Here is an 18,853-nt window from a genome sequence, read left to right as displayed (position 1 = left end):
CTGATCAGTCTTCCCACTGGAGGTCGTCCACGGCGTCGAGGATGCGGTCCACGCCGGGCAGATAGTAGTGCTCGAGTTTCGGGGCCGGGTAGGGGACGTCGAAGCCCGTCACCCGGCGGATCGGCGCGGCAAGGTAGTGGAAGCAGCGTTCCTGGACGCGGGCCACGATCTCGGAGGACACGGACGCGAAGCCGTGGGCCTCGGCGATGACCACTGCCCGGCCGGTCTTCCGGACGGATGCCGCGACGGTTTCGTCGTCGAACGGCACGATGGTGCGGATGTCGATGACTTCCAGGGAGCGGCCTTCCTCAGCCGCGGCGGCAGCGGCGGCGAGCGCCGTCGGCACGGACGGCCCGTACGCGATCAGCGTTGCGTCGGTACCGGGACGGGCGACGGCGGCGCGGCCTTCCGTGGACGTCCCCCGTTCGGCATTGGCTTCGTGCTCGCTGCGGAGCGCCTCGAGGTCCACCAGATCTTTGGACCAGTAGAGCTTCTTCGGCTCCATGAACATCACGGGATCGTCGGAGTCGATGGCTTCGCGGAGCATGCGGTACGCGTCTGCCACTGTGGCCGGGGTGTAGACCTTCAGGCCGGCGGTGTGGGCGTAGTACGACTCGGACGAGTCGCAGTGGTGCTCCACTCCCCCGATGCCGCCGGCATACGGCACACGGATGACCATCGGCAGTTTGAGCGCGCCCTTGGTCCGGTTGTGCATCTTGGCCACGTGGCTGACGATCTGTTCGAATGCCGGGTACGCGAATGCGTCGAACTGCATCTCGATGACAGGGCGCATGCCGTTGATCGCCATGCCCACCGCCATGCCGACAATGCCGGACTCGGCCAGGGGCGTATCGAAGCAGCGCTGCTCGCCGAAGGTCTTGGTGAGGCCATCGGTGATGCGGAAGACGCCGCCGAGCATGCCGACATCCTCGCCGAACACCAGGACGGACTTGTCGGCGCGCATCGCGTCGGCCATGGCAGTGTTCAGGGCCTTGGCCATGGTGACCGGCTGGGGGCCGGCTGCCTCGGCGGACGCCGCAGCAGTGGCGGCCGCCCTGGCAGTGGCGGAACTGACGTTGCCGTTGGCCTCGGACGAAGTGGTGATGGTGGGGCTCATTCTACGGCCTCCGTATCGGATGAAGCGCCGGCGCTGGCGTCGCGGGCGAGCTCGTCGGCGAGCAGGACGGATTGTTCCTTCAGCTGGGGCGTCGGGGTGGTGAAGACGTGGTTGAAGAGATCCTGCGGATCCACGGGAACATCCTCGCTGAGGCCGTTGCGGAGCTGCGTGGCAACCGCTTCCGCTTTCTCGGTGATCCGGGACTCGCCGTCGTCGTCCAGCAGCCCCTTGTCCGTCAGGTACTTCTTCATCCGCGTCAGCGGATCGCGGGCCACCCATTGGGCGACCTCGCTGTCCTGGCGGTAGCGCGTGGCGTCGTCTGCGTTGGTGTGCGCCTGCATGCGGTAGGTGTGCGCCTCCACGAGCAGTGGGCCGGACCCTTCGCGGGCGAGCTTTACGGCGCGGTCAAGGACCGCGAGGAGGGCAACGACGTCGTTCCCGTCCACGCGTTCGCCGGCCATGCCGTAGCCGACGGCCTTGTGGGCAAGCGACGGCGCAACGGACTGGTGCGCCAGCGGCACCGAGATGGCGTACTGGTTGTTCTGCACGAAGAAGATGACCGGGAGGTGGAAGACGGCGGCGAAGTTCAGGGCTTCGTGGAAGTCGCCTTCGCTCGTGGCGCCGTCCCCGCACATGGCCAGGACCACCGTGTCCTCGCCGCGCAGTTTGGCGGCGTGCGCGACGCCGACGGCGTGCAGCAGCTGGGTGGTGAGCGGGGTGCACTGGATGCCGACCCTGTGCTCGGCGGGGTTGTAGCCGCTGTGCCAGTCGCCGCGGAAGAGTGTCATCGTCTGCACGGGGTCCACGCCGCGGGCCATCACGGCCACGGAGTCGCGGTACGTGGGGAACATCCAGTCGCCCTCCGACAGGCACAGGGCGGCTGCGACCTGGCAGGCCTCCTGGCCGTGGCTGGAGGGGTAGACGGCCATGCGGCCCTGGCGGACCAGGGCCGAGTTCTGGTCGTTGACCCGGCGGCCGACGACGAGCTGCTCGTAGGCCGCCAACAGTTCCTCGTCGCCGGGCAGCGGGTACTCGTGCCCGGGCTCGGTGCCCTGTTCGGAGTGCGGTTTGAGGTTGCCGTCCTGGTCCACCATCTGGATCTGGTGGCGGGCCGGCAGCAAGTAGTCCTCAACAGTGATGCCGAACTTGCGCACGGCCTCGGCAACAGGGCCCTCTACGTGAAGGTCCTCATCTTGGTCCGGCATCTGCCGGTCCTGCGCTGCCCGGTCCCGGGCAGTGTGGTCCGCGGAGATCGTCATTGGTCCGTCCTTCTGTAGCCACTATTCGCTTTCAGTATCATCCCGGACGATGTTTCGTATCCAGCCCCAGCGTGAATCGTGGAGAAGTTTTAGATATTGCCCTACCCTGAAAGACAAATCGTAAGTGTGAGCTGGCTTACCGACGGGAGTAGTAGACAAATGGCAGGAGCCGAGCCCGGGCAGGTCGCGGTCCCGCTGGATGACGTGGACCGCAACATCATTGCGGAGCTGACGCGGGACGGGCGGATGTCAGTGACACAGGTGGCCGAGAACGTCCACATCTCGCGGGCGCACGCCTACACGCGGATCGCCAGGCTGACCGGAGAGGGCGTGCTGACCAAGTTCACGGCGCTGGTGGATCCGATCAAGGCAGGCCTGAAGTCGTCCGCCTATGTGACGCTCAAGGTGCGGCAGCATTCCTGGCGCGAGCTCCGGGAGCTGCTGCGGGCGATCCCAGAGGTGCACCATATCGCGCTGGTGGGCGGGGACTTCGACGTGATCCTGCTGGTGCGGGCCGTGGACAACGTTGACCTGCGGCGCGTGATTTTTGACCAGCTGCAGTCGATGCCAGGCGTGCTGGACACGCAGACGTTTCTGGTGTTTGAGGATGTTGATACGCGGTAACTCCCGCTGAGACGAGGCGGCTGACCGTTGCAGAATTCGTATTTTCTAGGCGAATCTCATGCGCGCTGCCAGCCAGAGTCTCCACATCACCCCCAGGAACCGCCCGACTCTATGAATGCTTACCGCAAAAGGACATTCAGATTGGCGGAGAATCCAGGCCATGGAATGCATGGCGGCGCCAAGGGTGTCAAACGAGCAGCACCCCGGGCCGATTTGTGACGTTCCGGGCATGCCTGCCAACCGGAATCGAATACGCCAGGCCGGGGCTTTCACTCAGGAGATACACGTGCCCGGGGACACGTATCGCTCCAATGAACAAGAGGCGTGTTCATATATATACTGTGTCCGGCACACTATGCTCTGGTCGACGGAGCAAACCGACATTTATCCCTCGCAGCTAGCCCCTTCGCGGGTTCCCTAGCTCTTGAGCGGGCAAAGGAAGGTGCCACTTTTGCTCCAAAGTAAGTATCGACTACTAATAAGGTTTCAGCATGCAAAGCGATTTTAACGTCTGGGACGCCAGCGACCCGGTCGACTATCAAGCCTGGCTAAGATTTTGGAACCTTTCGCCAGAACGCGAAGTCTCATCCCATCCCGACTATGCCAACCTGTTCAAGAGTGACGGCGACCGCGTCCTTTGCGCCGCGTACTCGAGTCCGGCCGGAGCTGTACTCTACCCCTTTATTTCGCGAGAGATTCCTGTATCTATCCCTTCAGAGAGGCGCTGGAGGGACATTTCGACTCCATACGGATATGGCGGACCCCTCGCCTGGAACCAGTCGAACGCAGAAGAGCTCGCCGCCCAATTCTGGAAGTTGTTTGATGCGTGGGCGATGGCTCATGACGTAGTGGCGGAGTTTATACGCTTCGGCCTCTTCCCGGAGATGTTCCTGCCGTATCCTGGCGACAAGGTATGCCGGTCACAGAACATCATCCGCTCTCTCGAACTCGACGACGACGCGATGTTCATGAGCTTCGAGTCGAAAGTCCGAAAGAATGTTAAGAAGGCCACGCGAAATGGACTTTCCATTCTAATAGATGAAGACGGAAGTCACCTCGCTGACTTTATGAGAATTTATGAGAGCACAATGGATCGGCGCAGCGCAAGCTCCGGCTATTACTTCTCACAGAGTTTTTTTGAGTCGATCCAGCACAAATTGCCCGGACAGTTCATCTACGCCCATGTCTGCCACGATGGCAAGATCGTCTCGACAGAACTCGTTCTTGTATCCGAGTTCGCCGTGTATTCCTTCCTAGGCGGAACAGATCGGGAGGCCTTCGACTTACGCCCTAATGATTTTCTGAAATACGAAGTAATTCGCTGGGCAAGAGGAAAGGGAAAGCGTCACTTCGTCCTCGGGGGTGGCGCCAGTCCTGGAGACGGCATCGAGCGTTACAAGAAGGCGTTTGCCCCAACCGGCGCCGTTGACTTCGTAACGGGGCAGAGAATACTTCGCCCCGATGTGTACAAAGAGTTGGTCCAAAAGCATTACACCATGCTCAGGCGGGACCATGATAGCGACGAGTCTGCCTTCTTCCCAGAATACAGGAGGACGATTTGATCAATCGATTGCTGTCAACTTTGCGAAATCCAGACTTGAACAAAAAGTCACCAGCAGACCGCCCTCTACGGATTTTGCTAATCACGCAATGGTTCGATCCTGAGCCTACTTTCAAGGGCCTTCTTTTCGCGGAAGAACTTAAGGCACAAGGACACGATGTTCGCGTACTTACTGGTTTCCCGAATTATCCTGGAGGGAAAATCTACGATGATTATCGGGTAAAGGTTTTCCAACGCGAGATAGTTCACGGCATCAATGTATTACGAGTACCGCTGTACCCCAGTCATAATGGTTCAGGAGTGGCTCGAGCCCTCAACTACGTCTCTTTTGCAATATCCGCATCAATTGGCGTGATTCTCACGCAGCGCCCCGACGTCGCTTACGTCTATCACCCTCCCGCTACGGTCGGTTTACCCGCGATAATTCTTAAGGCCCTCAAAGGTGTTCCGTACGTATACGACGTCCAGGACCTATGGCCGGACACTCTCGCCGCAACGGGCATGATTAATAGTCCTCGTATACTTGCTTTTGTAGGCGTCATGATGAAAAGGGTTTACAGCGGTGCCAGTTGCATCGTCGTGTTATCAAATGGATTCAGGGAAGCGTTGATCAAACGATCAATTCCCGAATCAAGAATAGAAGTAGTTCCGAACTGGGCTGATGAAAAGCAAATTGATGTCTCAACTCAGAGTTCGGACAACCGCCTAGATAGTGATGACAAGTTTACTATTACGTTTGCGGGCAACATGGGAAAGGCGCAAGCCCTTGATTGTGTTCTTGAGGCTGCCGAAATTCTTAGTAGCGAGCCAAAACTCCACTTCCTTCTCATAGGTGGTGGCCTCGAGCTTGAGAGACTCAAGCGCCTTGCCGAATTGAAAGGACTAAAGAATGTAACTTTCATGCCTCGAGTTCCCATATCTGAAATCGGCCAAGTCCTTACTCGCTCCCAAGCGCTTTTAGTCCATTTGCGCGATGATCCCCTTTTTGAAATCACCATTCCCTCTAAAACCCAGGCCTATTTGATGGCCGGGAAGCCCGTACTAATGGGTGTTCGTGGGGACGCCGCCAACATTATCCGTGCCGCGAAGGCCGGCATCTGCTTCGAACCTGAGAATCCGAACCAGTTGGCTGACGCCGTTCTCGAAATGATGAGACTATCTGAGGACGAACGGCAGCAAATGGGTGCTGCCGGCAAGCGTTACTACCACGAACAGCTGTCTTTGTCGGTTGGGGCCCGTGCCTTCGCGAGGATTCTTCGAGCCGCTTCGAGACAAAAACCCGGAGTGGCGACACGAAAGAGGATCCTCGACGTGCTCGGTGCGGGCACCGGTCTTCTCTTGGCCAGTGTCCCCATGAGCGCTGTAGCGCTGCTTGTGAGGAAAAAGTTGGGGTCTCCAGTTCTCTTTAGACAAGTTCGGCCGGGTAAAGATGGCGAGCCATTCGAAATGCTGAAGTTCCGGACGATGACGGATGGCGTGGACGAATTCGGCAAGCCGTTGCCGGATACCCTACGCCTGACCAGCTTCGGGCGGCTTTTGAGATCTACCAGCCTCGACGAACTACCTGGTTTGTGGAATGTCCTTCGCGGCGACATGTCCCTAGTCGGCCCCAGGCCACTTTTGATGCGTTATACGCCATACTTCACTGAGGACGAGTTGACGCGTCTCAATGTGAAACCCGGCCTTACTGGCTGGGCACAAGTCAATGGTAGAAACACCACGTCTTGGGACAAGCGGCTTGCGCTCGATGTTTGGTATGTGAACAATCTCTCAACCATCTTGGATCTGAAGATCATCACATTGACGGTCCTTAGGGTGTTTGGACGCAACGGGGTCGTCGTTGATCCCGAGTCCGTAATGCGCAATTTGGATGATGAGCGGAAAGGAACGACCCTCTCGTGACCAAGCCCTCCATCAGTCGAGTAAAACTCGATGATGTCCCTCGGATTGTTCAGATGGTTCGAGATTCATTTTCCAAACAAGTGCGACCGTACATGATCTACGACCAGCCTGGAATGGCCGATTTCTTGTCGATTCCTATGCAATATCCCAACTCAGAGTCGGACCGCGTTCTACTTGCGATGACGTCAGTCGAAAGGCTTCTTGGCTTTGCTGACTTCCGCCTATTGGGTAATGGTCGTGCCTTCTTGTCCTACATATGCGTGGCGAGTGAGGCAAGAGGGCGAGGCCTTGCAACGAGCCTTATCACCTCGTTTCTGGAAGATCATCCACACATTACTGAACTTGGCTTAGATGTCTTCCCCGACAACCGGGCGGCCCAAGCGCTTTACACCAAGTTGGGCTTCGAGACCTGTAGCACGTCTGCCTGGATTACAAGAAAACTGCCTGAGCCCCTGGGAACTGCATCCATCGCTTCTCTGCCTGTGGCGATTTCAGCCTTTCGAGCACATGGCTTCTGCGAATTGGACGTGACGCTTGGAGCGGAAAGGATCACCATAGGCCGTATCGGCGAGCACGTCCTGCGATGTCCCTCAATGGATTCCTTTGAGAATGATGCTCTACTCTCAAGCCTACGAAATGTGTTTCATGAGGTGGATCAAGCATTTGCGGTAGTCCCCGTGGAGAATCTACCCGATATAAAAACTAGCCATCATGTGGTCACCCGTAGTGACCGAATGCTGCTCCAGCTTCACAGGCGCGGAAGAAAACTCGAAGGATTTCTATGAAACTCAACAAGACGGCCTCTGTGACGGACGCGTACCTTAGGCCTTCCTTCTTCTACAAGTCGGCGCGTGACGGCATGCGTGACTTTTTAGCTAACGCCCTGAACTCTCCGCGGAATGGCGGCATACTTCTACCCGCTTTTATTGGATGGTCGCAGCGGGAAGGCAGCGGAGTCTTCGATCCCGTCGTCGATTCCAAGGCGAAAGTTGGCTTTTACGACTTGAACCGTGATCTTAGTGTTCATATGGACGATGTTGAACGACAACTCGCCTCAGGTGAGTATCAAGTACTCGTCGTGATCCACTATTTCGGTCGCACGGAACCCGCGATCGAAAGAATTCGACGGCTAGCTGACGACTACGATGTGGTGCTGGTGGAGGATCTAGCCCACGGTTTCTTTTCGTCTTTGGGCAACGGCAAAGCCGGAAATTATGGGCAAGTTAGCCTATTCTCACTACATAAAATGTTCCCCTTTAGCCAAGGCGGAATGATCCGATATTCTGATAGCAGCCTTGTTAGGGACCAGACCTCTACAATGCCTGGCTTGGCCGAACAGATCGTGAATTATGATTGGAGGGCGATCAGTGAAGCGCGACGCGAGAACTTTATCGCATTGACCGGCCTTCTTTTAGCGCTTCCGGAGTGCGGTTCAAAATTTGACCTGCTGTGGCCCAATCTCGACGAGAATGATGTGCCGCAGACTCTGCCGGTTCGCATCCTCAGCGGCAATAGAGATCAGGTCTACTCTGAAATGAATAGCGACGGTTTTGGTATGGTAAGCCTATATCACACCCTGATCGCGCCAGTAAGACATGATTTTTCGGAGTTGAACCGACTCTCGACACAGATTACAAATTTTCCCGTCCATCAGGACGTTCCGGTAAGCACAATCCCTGCTATGGTCTCGTCCTTCCGTAAGCATCTAAACGGCAGCTGCTCGCCTGGCTCATAAATTTGTACAGAATTTTAGCGCCGCAGTTCGGCCTCACAACGTTCTGAGGGCAATGACTTTTCCTACTTCGCGTGGAATTGATTCCGTGCTTGATCTAAAGGGAAGATCGTAGCCCGGCTTGGATACCTGTGTCTAAGCATGTAATCAGGAACAGGGCCACGAGCCTAGAATGAACCTGACCGGGTGGCGATGATGCTGCAACAAATTCATTAGCCCCGGTGGGGCAAGCGCCGGGCTACCATTTCGTCGTGGGTCGGCATGCACTGTCAGCCGCGCCGAATGCGCTGTTTCGTTCCCACCTGACTTGGCTCACGGGCCAAGTCAGGTCTGGGACCCTGCCATCCATTCCGGTTCATGGCGGGCCGTATGGGCTTACTCCCGCAAGAGAGCGGTCCACGACGCCATCACCCTCACGGCCCAGGAGAACCGGGCACGCGAGGTCATCGAAGGACAGAAAGCTGCCCGCACCCCACGATTCGTCAAGACTGCCGGCGGCAAACCCAGCCTCGACGAGGCGTCACTGGCATGCGTCAGGCAACTGGCCGGGCTCAAGGGCTACGTCACGAACATTCCCGCGAACGTGATGACCGCAACCGAAGTCATCTCCTCCTACCACGACCTGTGGCACGTCGAGCAGTCCTTCCGGATGAGCAAGACAGACCTGCGGGCCAGGCCCATGTTTCACCACACCCCCGATGCGATCGAGGCCCACCTGACGATCGTGTTCACCGCGCTTGCAGTCTCCCGAACAGTCCAGAGCAGGACAGAGCAGAACAGGACTCGCGGTCGCCAACGTCATCAAACAGCTCCGGCCCCTCCGCTCGGCCGCCATCGCCATCAACGGCACCATGCAGAGATTCGACCCCGCCATTTCCATCGAACAACAAGCCATCCAGCACTCAAAACTCACGCACTAAGTAAATGAGCCAAGTCAGGTCTTACTCATCCGCAAAGGGACAGGCTCAGTGTCCTTCGAAAGCTTGCCTTACTACCGCTTGAATCGGCTGACGTCTCCCGGACCGTCTACGGTCCACGACCGGCCCGCGTACAGACATGCAACGTCCCGCGCATCGTGGTCATGCGTTTAGCAACGCACGGACCACTTCTGTAGTGCAGTAGTCAGAGTCGTACGGCTTCGACGCCGCTACAACTCCCCGACCATGACAAACAAAACGGTCGCTGCAAGCGAATACCTCACGCGTTCGTCGGATTTCTTCTACCCAGTTCCGTCTTCAGCAGCGAAAAGAAATGCGGCTGTGGGTTCGCTGCTCGCCATTCGTTATAGCAAACTCCGGCAGCCCTCCGTCGATCCATCCGATCACTCACGGACATCTGCGCATAGGCATCAACCGCAAGAGCCCATCCCCCAGCATCATTGGGGCTAACGACCTCTCCACCACCGGCACGCAGCCGCTCAGACCATGGCGTTACGTCGGCACACAAAACTGGACATGAGGCTGAAAGTGCTTCAGCGATTACATGTCCAAAGTTCTCTCCCTTCGTGGGGCACAGCATGACGTCGTATTGGCTCAGACGAGACCGGATTTCCTCATGGGGCAAAGCGCCCAGAAACCTTACACTCACGCTTTCGGGAAGAGGTTCGACCAATTTCAGGCAGCGTTCATGATAACTCTTGTCTTCGGGTGGGCCGATGATATCGAGCTCGATCGGCCCGTTGGCCTCCCGCAAACCCTCAAGAAGGGTGTGAATACCCTTCTTGGGAGACAACCGTGAGAGACTCACAGCACGCAGGGGGCCGGCTGGCGATTCTACCGGCTCAAGCGCGCGGGGGGGTAGCAAGGTATCGTTTTCTCGAATGATGATTGATACTTTTGCGCCAAATACTCTTTTTATGTCTTCCGACTCACCAGTAGCCGATGCATGCCACACAACCTTGGAGGCCAGGCCTGATCGCTTGAATGCCCAAATATATAGAGACTTTTTAATTCCCTTGATAGTCATCGCCCCAGCGCTAAACTCTCCTCTGGGCGCGATCGCCAAAATCCTCGAATCAAGCCATTTCAATCGGAATAGCCATTGGGGGATTATGGAAAATTTGGGATCAAAAAAGCTATTCAAATAGACCGCATCGGGTTGTAAATCCCGAGCTTCGCTCAGAGCCTTGAGATATGAACGAAGTTTCGCCATGGAACAATAATAGACTTGGGCTTCGGAAAAGCGTTGCCATTGGTTTGGCACTACAGCCAAGGGTTCCCCCCGTCCTAAGTCAGTGTTCGTCGTAATAACAGACGCCGCAAATTCTCGGGGGGCCGACGATAGCATGGCTGCAATTGTCCGAATAGGACCACCCCCTAGATAGGCAGGTGGGAAAAACGCGTTGAATACGACTATTCGCAACTTGACTCCTTAGTTTGTATACCATGACTGACACTCCGAGCGATCAGCGAATATCAAAGTCTCCAATAATGCATTCCGGTTCTGCTCCCTCATTCAGCCGAACACGGAATCCACGAACTCAGGTACTTGCATGGACTTCCACACCTAGAACACGCTTGCAAGACAGCCATCGCTGCTCGCCCTTAGCGAGAAAGCGTAGGCGGTCCTTCGATATCCAGGAAGCCGACAGGGGCCAGAGCAGCCCGCAGCGGAAATCCCAAATTCGATCTGTGTGCTGTTCCTGAAAATCAATCCTCGGCCCTCATCGTCTGTTCAGCCGAATCAAAGAAATCCACCAGGCTGACGATGCCATGATGGTGACAGCTAACAACCCGCAGACGGCCCCGAAAGCTCCCCAGTTCATGGCGCCTACGATCACCAGCGGCAAGCGGATAATAACCACGCGCATGCTTATCTGAGCCAATCTCTTGGCAGCCCAGACACTCCTGTGAGCGGCAAGCGGGACGGCACCGATTGCGACGAAGACAGAATCGAGTGCCACTACATAGAGAAGATGGGCTGAATCCTGCCACGTGGCCCCAAGGATTAGGTCCCCATAGAAATGGCCTAAGGCCACCAGACCCGACGTCACGATAAAATGAACGGATACTAGGGCGACAGCGCACTTGCGCACGGCTGGCATTGAAACAGTTTCAGGATCGCTAGTAGAGCGCGCCAGAAATGTTATCAATAGTGGTTGAGCTGTCGAAACGATCAGATTGGAGGGGCCAATTATAGTGCTGGCACCCCTCATCGCTCCAACAAGAACTGGTCCCCCTGTGAGGCTCAGGAGAAAAGTCAGGATGTGGACAGAACCCGATCCAATAAGAGCTTGAGATCCAAAAACCCAACTCGTCTTCAATTCACGAGCCTCACCACTCCAAGAGGGACGCAACCTGTAACTCTGAATAAATGATGAGAGATATCCAAGCATCGATCCAGAGAACGCCCAAACCGCCACAAGCATAAGTGGAGTGATTATGTTGAGAAACGCCATAGCACCAGCGATCGCAAAAACTGCGAAAAGTGCACCGTCCTGCAGTATCGCTGTACGGCCGTCATCCAAACTCAGGCTCAATGTCTTCGAGTAGTCGTAGAGACAGAGACCGTGAATGGCTAGGCCAATCACTGTTAGATATGGCGCGCTTAGAGCCACGCCGCAAAGGAGAATCGGGACAGCAAACACCAATGCCATAAATGAAATGCGGCCAGCGGTTACCCGAAGTTTCCTTCGCGTGGGCGAGGTCGAAACAATAGTATTTGCGCCAGCCTCCCGGACTATCACCTGAACCAAGAGATAGGCCGCGAAAGACACCCCGAACATGCCTAATTCATCGGTGCCCCCAAAACGAGCAACCAATACCGACAATGCCAAGGTCATGACGCTGAATATACCGTTCGACAACAGAGCCTTAATCACTCTGCGCATACTGCCTCAACCATTCCATGACTATTGACACTGACTTTGGTCCGGAGGGGGAAACCCCGCAGATCAGCACATTTCTAAACAGCAGCTATACGCCGCCAGGCGAGCAAGGCCCCGCGCACTCGTGCTGAACCCCGCGGTGGACCACATGATATCTGGCAGCATCCATACCCTAGGCGCCGTTTGGGGATCAGTACCGGGCATGCGTACTGCTAAGCGCGGATTCCTGCACGCTGGTGATGACTGTGAGCGGTTGAACGAATAAAATTCAGCGTTCGTCGAGAAGTATCTGCAACTCGGTACTCCCATGGGGCATCTACAATCCCGCTGTCTAGCGAGAGATCTAGTGCCATCCTTACTGAGTCAACAATTGCGTCCGTGCTCAGTCCAGTCGTTAAAATACCCCCAACGTCCAGAGATTCGGGGCGTTCAATCGAGTCTCTCAGCGTCAAGGCGGGGAATTTGAGGATGAGCGACTCCTCGCTTATTGTGCCACTGTCAGAGAGTACAAGCTTTGCCGACTGTTGTAGCTGAATATAGTCGTTGAATCCGAACGGCGGGTGGAAGCGCAACCCACTCTTGAGATGTTCAGGTTGAGCTTCAAGACGCTTCCTAGTTCTCGGATGCGTTGAAACCAGGACAGGAAGCTCATAGACACGACCGACTTCATTCAAAGCCTGCAAAACCTGCTCCAGCCGGTCAGGATTGTCTACGTTCTCTTCGCGATGCAAACTTACGAGGAAATATTCCCCTGCAGCCAATCCTTGACGTTCAAGAATATCGCTGCCGGCTATGGCCTTGGCATTAGCATCCAAGACTTCTTTCATAGGCGAGCCGGTTAAAACGATCCGCGACGGGTGAACGCCCTCGGCCAAAAGGTTTCGTCTCGCGTGCTCGGTATAAACCAAATTGTAATCAGAGACATGGTCTACCAGCTTTCGATTCACTTCCTCCGGAACATTCTCATCAAAGCAACGGTTGCCCGCCTCCATGTGGTAGACAGGAATTTTCAGTCTCCGTGCCATGAGTGCTGAGATACAGCTGTTAGTGTCCCCTAGCACGAGCATGGCATCAGGCTTTTCCTCGAGCAACACTTTCTCTACAGTTGTGAGGATGGATCCCAAGACTGCGCCCAGCGATGATATGTCTGCTCCTAGAAAGTGATCAGGGCGACGTAGTCCAAGGTCTTCAAAGAAGATCTCATTCAGTTCATAATCGTAATTTTGTCCCGTGTGCACCAAGATATGGTCGGTGTACTTGTCCAGCAGTCTTATTGTCGCTGCCAGACGAATTATCTCAGGCCTGGTTCCAACGACAGTGACAACCTTCAGCTTGCGTCCTGGTTTACTCATACTTCCTCCGGAAAGGTATCGGGTGCTGCCGGGTCGAAGAGCTCATTCGACCAAAACATTGTGTAGAGCTGGTCCGATCCGGTGTTCAATATGTTGTGCGTCCACATGGTCGGCATATCGATGGCTACGGGTTCATCCCCGTTGACCTCAAAAGACAGTACTTCGTCAGTGAACAGCTTCCGCATAGAAATACGCGCATTGCCGGACAGCACGCTGAACCGCTCGATCTTTCGACGGTGGTAGTGCTCGCCACGAGTTACATTGGGCAATGTCGTGGAGAACGAGGTCTGTCCATTGCTCTCCTTGGATCGGATGACTTCGAAGAATGAACCACGAGAATCGCTCCGCCTGTCCAACTGAAAAATCCTATCCGCTGGCGCTAAATAGGAACGATATGTGTTAAAGAGGTCCCGATCAAAGTCTGTTTTCAGAGACGGGAGGCTTCCGTCCCGATACGTATGCGAAATGACCAGCAATTTTTCGAGGAGCTCACCGACCGAAATGTTGGTTGACCAAGAAGCCATGAGCTCGAGATCTTGATCGCCGAGGAGCAATTCAGCAGCGTTCTGGGCATGGAGCATCGTGAGACGCTTGTCGTCGTGTACCTCAGGCGTCTTGCCGTTCACCAGCAACTGACAAAATGTAGCCGTGACGGAATTGTAGAACGGACGACCATGCTCACCGAAGAGATTAGGAAGTCGAACATTAAGGAAAGTAGACCCCACCGATTCGGCAGCCGCCTCCAATATTGAAGCTGCCTCTTCCTTGGCCTTTCCGTAGACCGTCCCGTTTCCAGACTGGCTTGAGTTCGCAAAGACAACTAGCTTGGGCGGAGTCTCAGAACTGGCGAGAGCCTTTGCAAGTTGTCGAGCGAATAGAAGATTCCCCTCCTGCACTTCAACGTCAGTGCCGCGATTAACTCCTGCAAGATGGATAAGGCGATCGGCCCCGTCTATGCTCTGCAGTGCTGAATCCAATTCGAACGACTCCCCCAAGGACACCGCTGATAAACGTCGTCCGGAGCTGCGCAGCAGTGACCGCACGTGAAAACCTAAGAACCCGCCGGCACCTGTTACAGCAATGGGCTGAAGCGGACCGCTCATGATGCGCCCTGCTCTACACGTTCACTCAGGCCAGCCCGCCGCAGTTCTTTTCGGACCTCCGGCAGCGTCAGCAGAAGATCCTCAATCTCCGGCACAGCCAGTTGATTGGTTGTGTGGGAGTCGTAGTCCTCGTATGCAGATTGTTCGCGGACCCCCTCACTGAAGTACAACTTGTAATTCAAGTCTCGGTTGTCTGCCCTGATTCGGAAGTAATCACCCATGTCCTCTGCGCGCGTTAGTTCTTCACGGCTTGCCAATGCTTCGGAAAGCTTCTCCGCGTGCCTGGTCCCGATGACCTCTACGTCCGGCTCCACTTGAAACAAGTTGCATATGGCCTGGACAAGGTCGCCAATAGTTGATGCAGGCGCTTTCCTCACAAACAAGTCTCCTTGCGTGGCATTGTGGAAAGCAAAATCCACCAAGTCAACTGAATCGGCCAAAGACATCAGGAAACGCGACATACTTGGGTCCGTCACGGTTATCTTGCTGCCTTTTTGAATCTGGCGAATAAATAGCGGAATAACCGAGCCGCGTGAATACATAACATTCCCATAGCGAACACAAGAAACGACGGTGTCAGTCTCGGGATTGTTCAACCCGTATGATTGTGCAACTTTCTCCATCAGTGCTTTACTCATGCCCATGGCATTTACAGGGTAAACTGCCTTATCCGTACCCAAACAAACAACGGACTTAACTCCATGAGCATCCGCAGCGCGAACGACGTTATCGCTACCGAGAACGTTAGTGCGCATAGCCTCCATCGGGAAAAACTCACACGACGGCACCTGCTTGAGAGCCGCAGCGTGAAAAACAAAATCTACGTCGCGAGTTGCACGATGGATGCTTTCGTAGTCTCGAATATCCCCAACATAAAACTTCAGCCTAGGATCTCCCATTTCATGACGCATCGCATCCTGTTTGGCTTCGTCTCGGCTAAATATTCTTATCTGCTCAACATCGCTCTGTAGAAGTTTCTTTGCTACGGTGTGGCCAAAGGAGCCAGTCCCGCCGGTAATCAAAAGCTTCTTGCCGGCATAATCATTCCGCATCATATGTGCTTACACTCCTGCTATTGCCGCTTGCTTCAAGCGCAGTTTGTCTCTTAGGGCGCACTGATTGGTGCCACCCTTGGGTAGTGATCTTCTTGTGCACCCTATCGGCTAACTATTTGCATTCCGGCCGGACGATCGGGCAACGTATCTCGAGATGCGAGAAACTGGGCAATTGCTTGGCCAATAATTCGTAATTCCTCGGACGACAGCGCTGAGCCGCTGGGTAATGTGAGACCCGTTTCAAAGAGCCTCTGGGATGTACCGTTTGTTATGGCACGCGCCCCCTGAAAGATGGGTTGGAGGTGCATCGGTTTCCATAGCGGTCGGCTTTCAATGTTCTGAAGCGATAAGGCCGAGCCCAATTGCTCAGTATCGAATCCGGCCACCTCTGAATCCACCAGAATTGAGGTGAGCCAGCAATTATCGTCGAAATCGTCGGCGGCGCCAAAAATAGAAACACCCTGGACGTCGTCAAATATCTGCTTATAAAAGTCACGGACGCTTCGGCGTCGGGAGATCATCTCATCAAGCCGGCTCAACTGGGCCCGGCCGACGGCGGCAAGCAAGTTACTCAGTCTGTAGTTGTATCCAATGTCCTGGTGTTCGTAGTGGATCACAGGTTGTCTTGCTTGAGTAGCTAAGTATCGTGCCTTTGAGGCGATTCCTTGATCATCTGTGAGCAGCATACCTCCACCGGACGTGGTCATAATCTTATTGCCGTTGAACGAGAAAATCGCGGCATCACCCCACGCGCCGGCGGCTTTCCCTCCGTGGTAAGCACCCAGCGACTCTGCCGCATCAGCTAACAGTGGTACACCATACTGCTCCGCGATCCTTGTCAGAGCAGAGTAATCAACTGCTTTCCCCAGCAAATCAACGGGAACAATCGCCTTTACACTTTCACCAGACAAACATAGGAACTCCAATGCTTCCTCCAGAAGCGCAGGATCCATGTTCCCCGTGTCAGGTAAACAGTCCACAAAGTACGGTTCCGCACCCGTGTAGGCAATGGCATTTGCAGTGGCTGCAAAAGTCATTGTTGAGGTGAGGACGATATCGCCAGGTCCCACGTTCCTCGCCAAGAGGGCTAAATGGAGAGCGGCAGTTCCTGAACTGAGCGCGACGGCGAAATCTCGGCCGACACGTTCAGCCATTTCTTGCTCAAACTTATCGACGTCGGGCCCTAGGGGGGCGATCCAGCCAGAATGCAGTGCACTCAGCAGATATTCTTCCTCCAGTGAACCGACATCCGGCGAAGACATGAAGATTCGATCATTCATTTACAGCTCCCAGTGAGGAGGCGAGGTAGGGCTTTTGCGCATTGCTTTCACGCGAGTTGGACTCTTCCCATCGTTCATGATCGAGTGTGTCAGGGTCCAGTGGAGGAACTTCTGCATGAGTAATTTGAGGATGGAAAGGACGTTCATCAGACTCGCTGATTCCCAGCAGCTCCTCGTGGAGCTTTTCACCTTCACGGAGACCCGTGAACACAATGTCCACCTGCCTCCCGGACATGGAGATCATGCGTTGAGCAACGTCCAAAATTCGCACAGGGCGGCCCATATCAAGAATGAGCGCTTCTCCAGGTCGGCCAATTGCACCAGCTTGGATGACGAGCTGACATGCCTCCGGAATTGTCATGAAGTATCTAGTCACGTCAGCGTCGGTGACAGTCACGGGACCTCCGGCTTCTATTTGCGCTATGAAAGTAGGCAGCATAGATCCGCGGCTTCCAATGACATTTCCAAATCGAACTGACAGATATGCGTCCCCCGTCTGCATAGCTGTCCACGACGTGAGCCGCTCAGCGACGCGTTTTGAGTGACCAAGGACACTCGTAGGATTCGCCGCCTTGTCCGTGGAAATGTTGATGAAGGTCTTGACGCCGGCTTGACGAGCAGCTGAGAGTACGTTTAGGGTACCGAGCACGTTTGTTTTCCACGCTTCCTCGGGGTACTGCTCCAGCATAGGGAGGTGTTTCAGTGCAGCAGCGTGAAAGACGACTTCCGGCCTGCGTCGCTCGAAGATTTCGTGTAATACACGTCCCTCCCGAATATCGGCTAGCACCACGTCGTCACTATCAAGGAGGCCATGTCCGGACACAGACATCTGAACTCCATGAAGCCCCGACTCGTCTCGATCCAACATGATCAGTTCTTGGGGCGAAAACTTTGCCAGCTGACGGCATAGCTCCGCACCGATTGATCCACCGGCCCCGGTTACAACGACTCTCTTCCCAGCCACATAACCAGCGATTGACTCGACTTCAGTATTCACCGGATGCCGCCCGATAATGTCTTCGATTGCCACGTCCCGCAGGTCCGCGAGCTTCATCCCGCCGGCCAAGATCTCCGACAGCAACGGTAGAACCATCATTCGCAGTCCGGCTTGATCCGCTTTGTCGGACACTTCGCGGATGAAGTCGGCATCGGCTTGGGCAATACACAACACCAGGGCGACCGCCTGTGTCGTTCGAGCGACTTCGACTAGATCGTTAGCAGTGCCGCGAACCGGGACGTTGGAGAGCCTGAGATGCCGCTTGTATGGATCGTCGTCTATCAATGCGACAGGTACGTAAGGCGACGAAGGATCTGTGAGCATGCGCCGCACAAGATAGGCGCCTGTTTGACCCGCTCCATAGACGAGCGTCCGTTGGGCTGAGTCCAGCGGTTTCGCTCTCCGTTCGGATGCAAGGCGTCGCAGATACCTGCTTCCGCCCATCAGAACAAACGCTACTGGCAGCGCGACAAGCGCAGTGCTCCGGGGTAGACCATATGACGACAATGAAAGGATAGTAACCGCAAAGAGAGCCGCACAAACCGTAAGAACCGTGGCAAGAAGAGTCTGCGCCTCATGAAATGCGCCATGCAGATGGCGCCCACGGTAAAGGGCCCATGCCCATCCCGCAATTCCCTGCAGTACTATCGCCAATATGGCCAGCAGCCCTACGGCCAGCCAGTTGACCTGCGCGGCGACGAAGTCATAACGAAAGAGCACAGCAAAGGTGATGGCGATTACCCAGGCTTCAGCGTCCACCGCATATTGCAAAACGCGATACGCCCACCGCTCAGCGATGCCCTCGTCCGCATGACGGCGCTTCGCCGCATTTGATACACTCATCAATTTTCCCCCACAGATATGCTGTTCAACGCGCGTCGAAAGCGTTAAGACAAGCGGAATTCGCGCCAACCTTCCAGCGCGATGCGCGCACGACACGGTTCACCGCATCAATGAGCGAAAGCTCATACCGGCTAATTAAAGCACCTCCAACAACCTTAGAGGCACCGTCCAATCGCTGTCGCCAGGCTGCCGACATGGAGGA

At 55.5% G+C, this 18,853-nt stretch carries 14 protein-coding genes and 1 pseudogene; 6 read left to right on the top strand and 9 right to left on the bottom strand.

Annotated elements, in window-relative coordinates; genetic code table 11:
- Positions 1–4: 4 nt before the first annotated feature.
- Together AC6CH3_RS15995 and pdhA are read right to left on the bottom strand one after the other, a co-directional pair.
- Positions 5–1,117, bottom strand: a complete 1,113-nt coding sequence (locus AC6CH3_RS15995) for an alpha-ketoacid dehydrogenase subunit beta (RefSeq protein WP_498133349.1) — start codon at positions 1,115–1,117, stop codon at positions 5–7.
- A complete protein-coding gene (gene pdhA, locus AC6CH3_RS15990; protein WP_498133348.1) occupies positions 1,114–2,376 on the bottom strand; it encodes a pyruvate dehydrogenase (acetyl-transferring) E1 component subunit alpha in 1,263 nt (420 codons plus the stop codon). The genes AC6CH3_RS15995 and pdhA overlap by 4 nt, the downstream gene beginning before the upstream one ends.
- Positions 2,377–2,535: 159 nt before the next feature.
- Here pdhA and AC6CH3_RS15985 point away from each other — a divergent pair, with 159 nt between their 5' ends.
- The 6 genes and pseudogenes from AC6CH3_RS15985 to AC6CH3_RS15960 form a co-directional block, all read left to right on the top strand.
- Positions 2,536–3,000 (top strand): Lrp/AsnC family transcriptional regulator, encoded by a 465-nt coding sequence (locus tag AC6CH3_RS15985; RefSeq protein WP_205654550.1) that lies wholly within the window; start codon positions 2,536–2,538, stop codon positions 2,998–3,000.
- 491 nt (positions 3,001–3,491) lie between these two features.
- Positions 3,492–4,562 carry a GNAT family N-acetyltransferase gene (locus AC6CH3_RS15980; protein ID WP_498133347.1) on the top strand — a complete coding sequence of 357 codons (1,071 nt, stop codon included), beginning with the start codon at positions 3,492–3,494 and terminating at the stop codon, positions 4,560–4,562.
- On the top strand, positions 4,559–6,463 hold the full coding sequence (locus AC6CH3_RS15975) for a sugar transferase (protein WP_498133346.1): 1,905 nt from the start codon (positions 4,559–4,561) through the stop codon (positions 6,461–6,463). Before AC6CH3_RS15980 ends, AC6CH3_RS15975 begins: the two co-directional genes overlap by 4 nt.
- Positions 6,460–7,248, top strand: coding sequence for a GNAT family N-acetyltransferase (locus tag AC6CH3_RS15970; protein ID WP_498133345.1), 789 nt, complete (start codon positions 6,460–6,462; stop codon positions 7,246–7,248). Before AC6CH3_RS15975 ends, AC6CH3_RS15970 begins: the two co-directional genes overlap by 4 nt.
- Positions 7,245–8,198 carry a DegT/DnrJ/EryC1/StrS family aminotransferase gene (locus tag AC6CH3_RS15965; RefSeq protein ID WP_498133344.1) on the top strand — a complete coding sequence of 318 codons (954 nt, stop codon included), beginning with the start codon at positions 7,245–7,247 and terminating at the stop codon, positions 8,196–8,198. The genes AC6CH3_RS15970 and AC6CH3_RS15965 overlap by 4 nt, the downstream gene beginning before the upstream one ends.
- Positions 8,199–8,499: 301 nt before the next feature.
- A pseudogene (locus AC6CH3_RS15960) lies at positions 8,500–9,115 on the top strand (IS1634 family transposase); the annotation flags it as partial.
- 277 nt (positions 9,116–9,392) lie between these two features.
- Here AC6CH3_RS15960 and AC6CH3_RS15955 read toward each other — a convergent pair.
- The 7 genes from AC6CH3_RS15955 to AC6CH3_RS15925 form a co-directional block, all read right to left on the bottom strand.
- Entirely contained in the window at positions 9,393–10,346 is a 954-nt protein-coding gene (locus AC6CH3_RS15955; protein WP_498133343.1) for a glycosyltransferase family 4 protein, read from the bottom strand.
- Positions 10,347–10,857: 511 nt separating this feature from the next.
- Entirely contained in the window at positions 10,858–11,976 is a 1,119-nt protein-coding gene (locus tag AC6CH3_RS15950) for an MATE family efflux transporter (RefSeq protein ID WP_498133342.1), read from the bottom strand.
- Between the two features lie 257 nt (positions 11,977–12,233).
- Positions 12,234–13,373, bottom strand: coding sequence for a non-hydrolyzing UDP-N-acetylglucosamine 2-epimerase (gene wecB, locus AC6CH3_RS15945; RefSeq protein ID WP_498133341.1), 1,140 nt, complete (start codon positions 13,371–13,373; stop codon positions 12,234–12,236).
- On the bottom strand, positions 13,370–14,476 hold the full coding sequence (locus AC6CH3_RS15940; protein WP_498133340.1) for a polysaccharide biosynthesis C-terminal domain-containing protein: 1,107 nt from the start codon (positions 14,474–14,476) through the stop codon (positions 13,370–13,372). Before AC6CH3_RS15940 ends, wecB begins: the two co-directional genes overlap by 4 nt.
- Positions 14,473–15,531: a polysaccharide biosynthesis protein gene (locus tag AC6CH3_RS15935; protein ID WP_498133339.1), complete on the bottom strand. Its 1,059-nt coding sequence runs from the start codon at positions 15,529–15,531 to the stop codon at positions 14,473–14,475. Before AC6CH3_RS15935 ends, AC6CH3_RS15940 begins: the two co-directional genes overlap by 4 nt.
- A gap of 101 nt (positions 15,532–15,632) precedes the next feature.
- Positions 15,633–16,811, bottom strand: coding sequence for a DegT/DnrJ/EryC1/StrS family aminotransferase (locus AC6CH3_RS15930; protein WP_498133338.1), 1,179 nt, complete (start codon positions 16,809–16,811; stop codon positions 15,633–15,635).
- Positions 16,804–18,651: a polysaccharide biosynthesis protein gene (locus AC6CH3_RS15925; protein WP_498133337.1), complete on the bottom strand. Its 1,848-nt coding sequence runs from the start codon at positions 18,649–18,651 to the stop codon at positions 16,804–16,806. Before AC6CH3_RS15925 ends, AC6CH3_RS15930 begins: the two co-directional genes overlap by 8 nt.
- Positions 18,652–18,853 lie beyond the last annotated feature (202 nt).

Source organism: Arthrobacter sp. GQ119, assembly GCF_059759125.1.
Note: the sequence above shows the minus strand (reverse complement) of the source record. Positions and strands in the feature narration are given on the sequence as shown.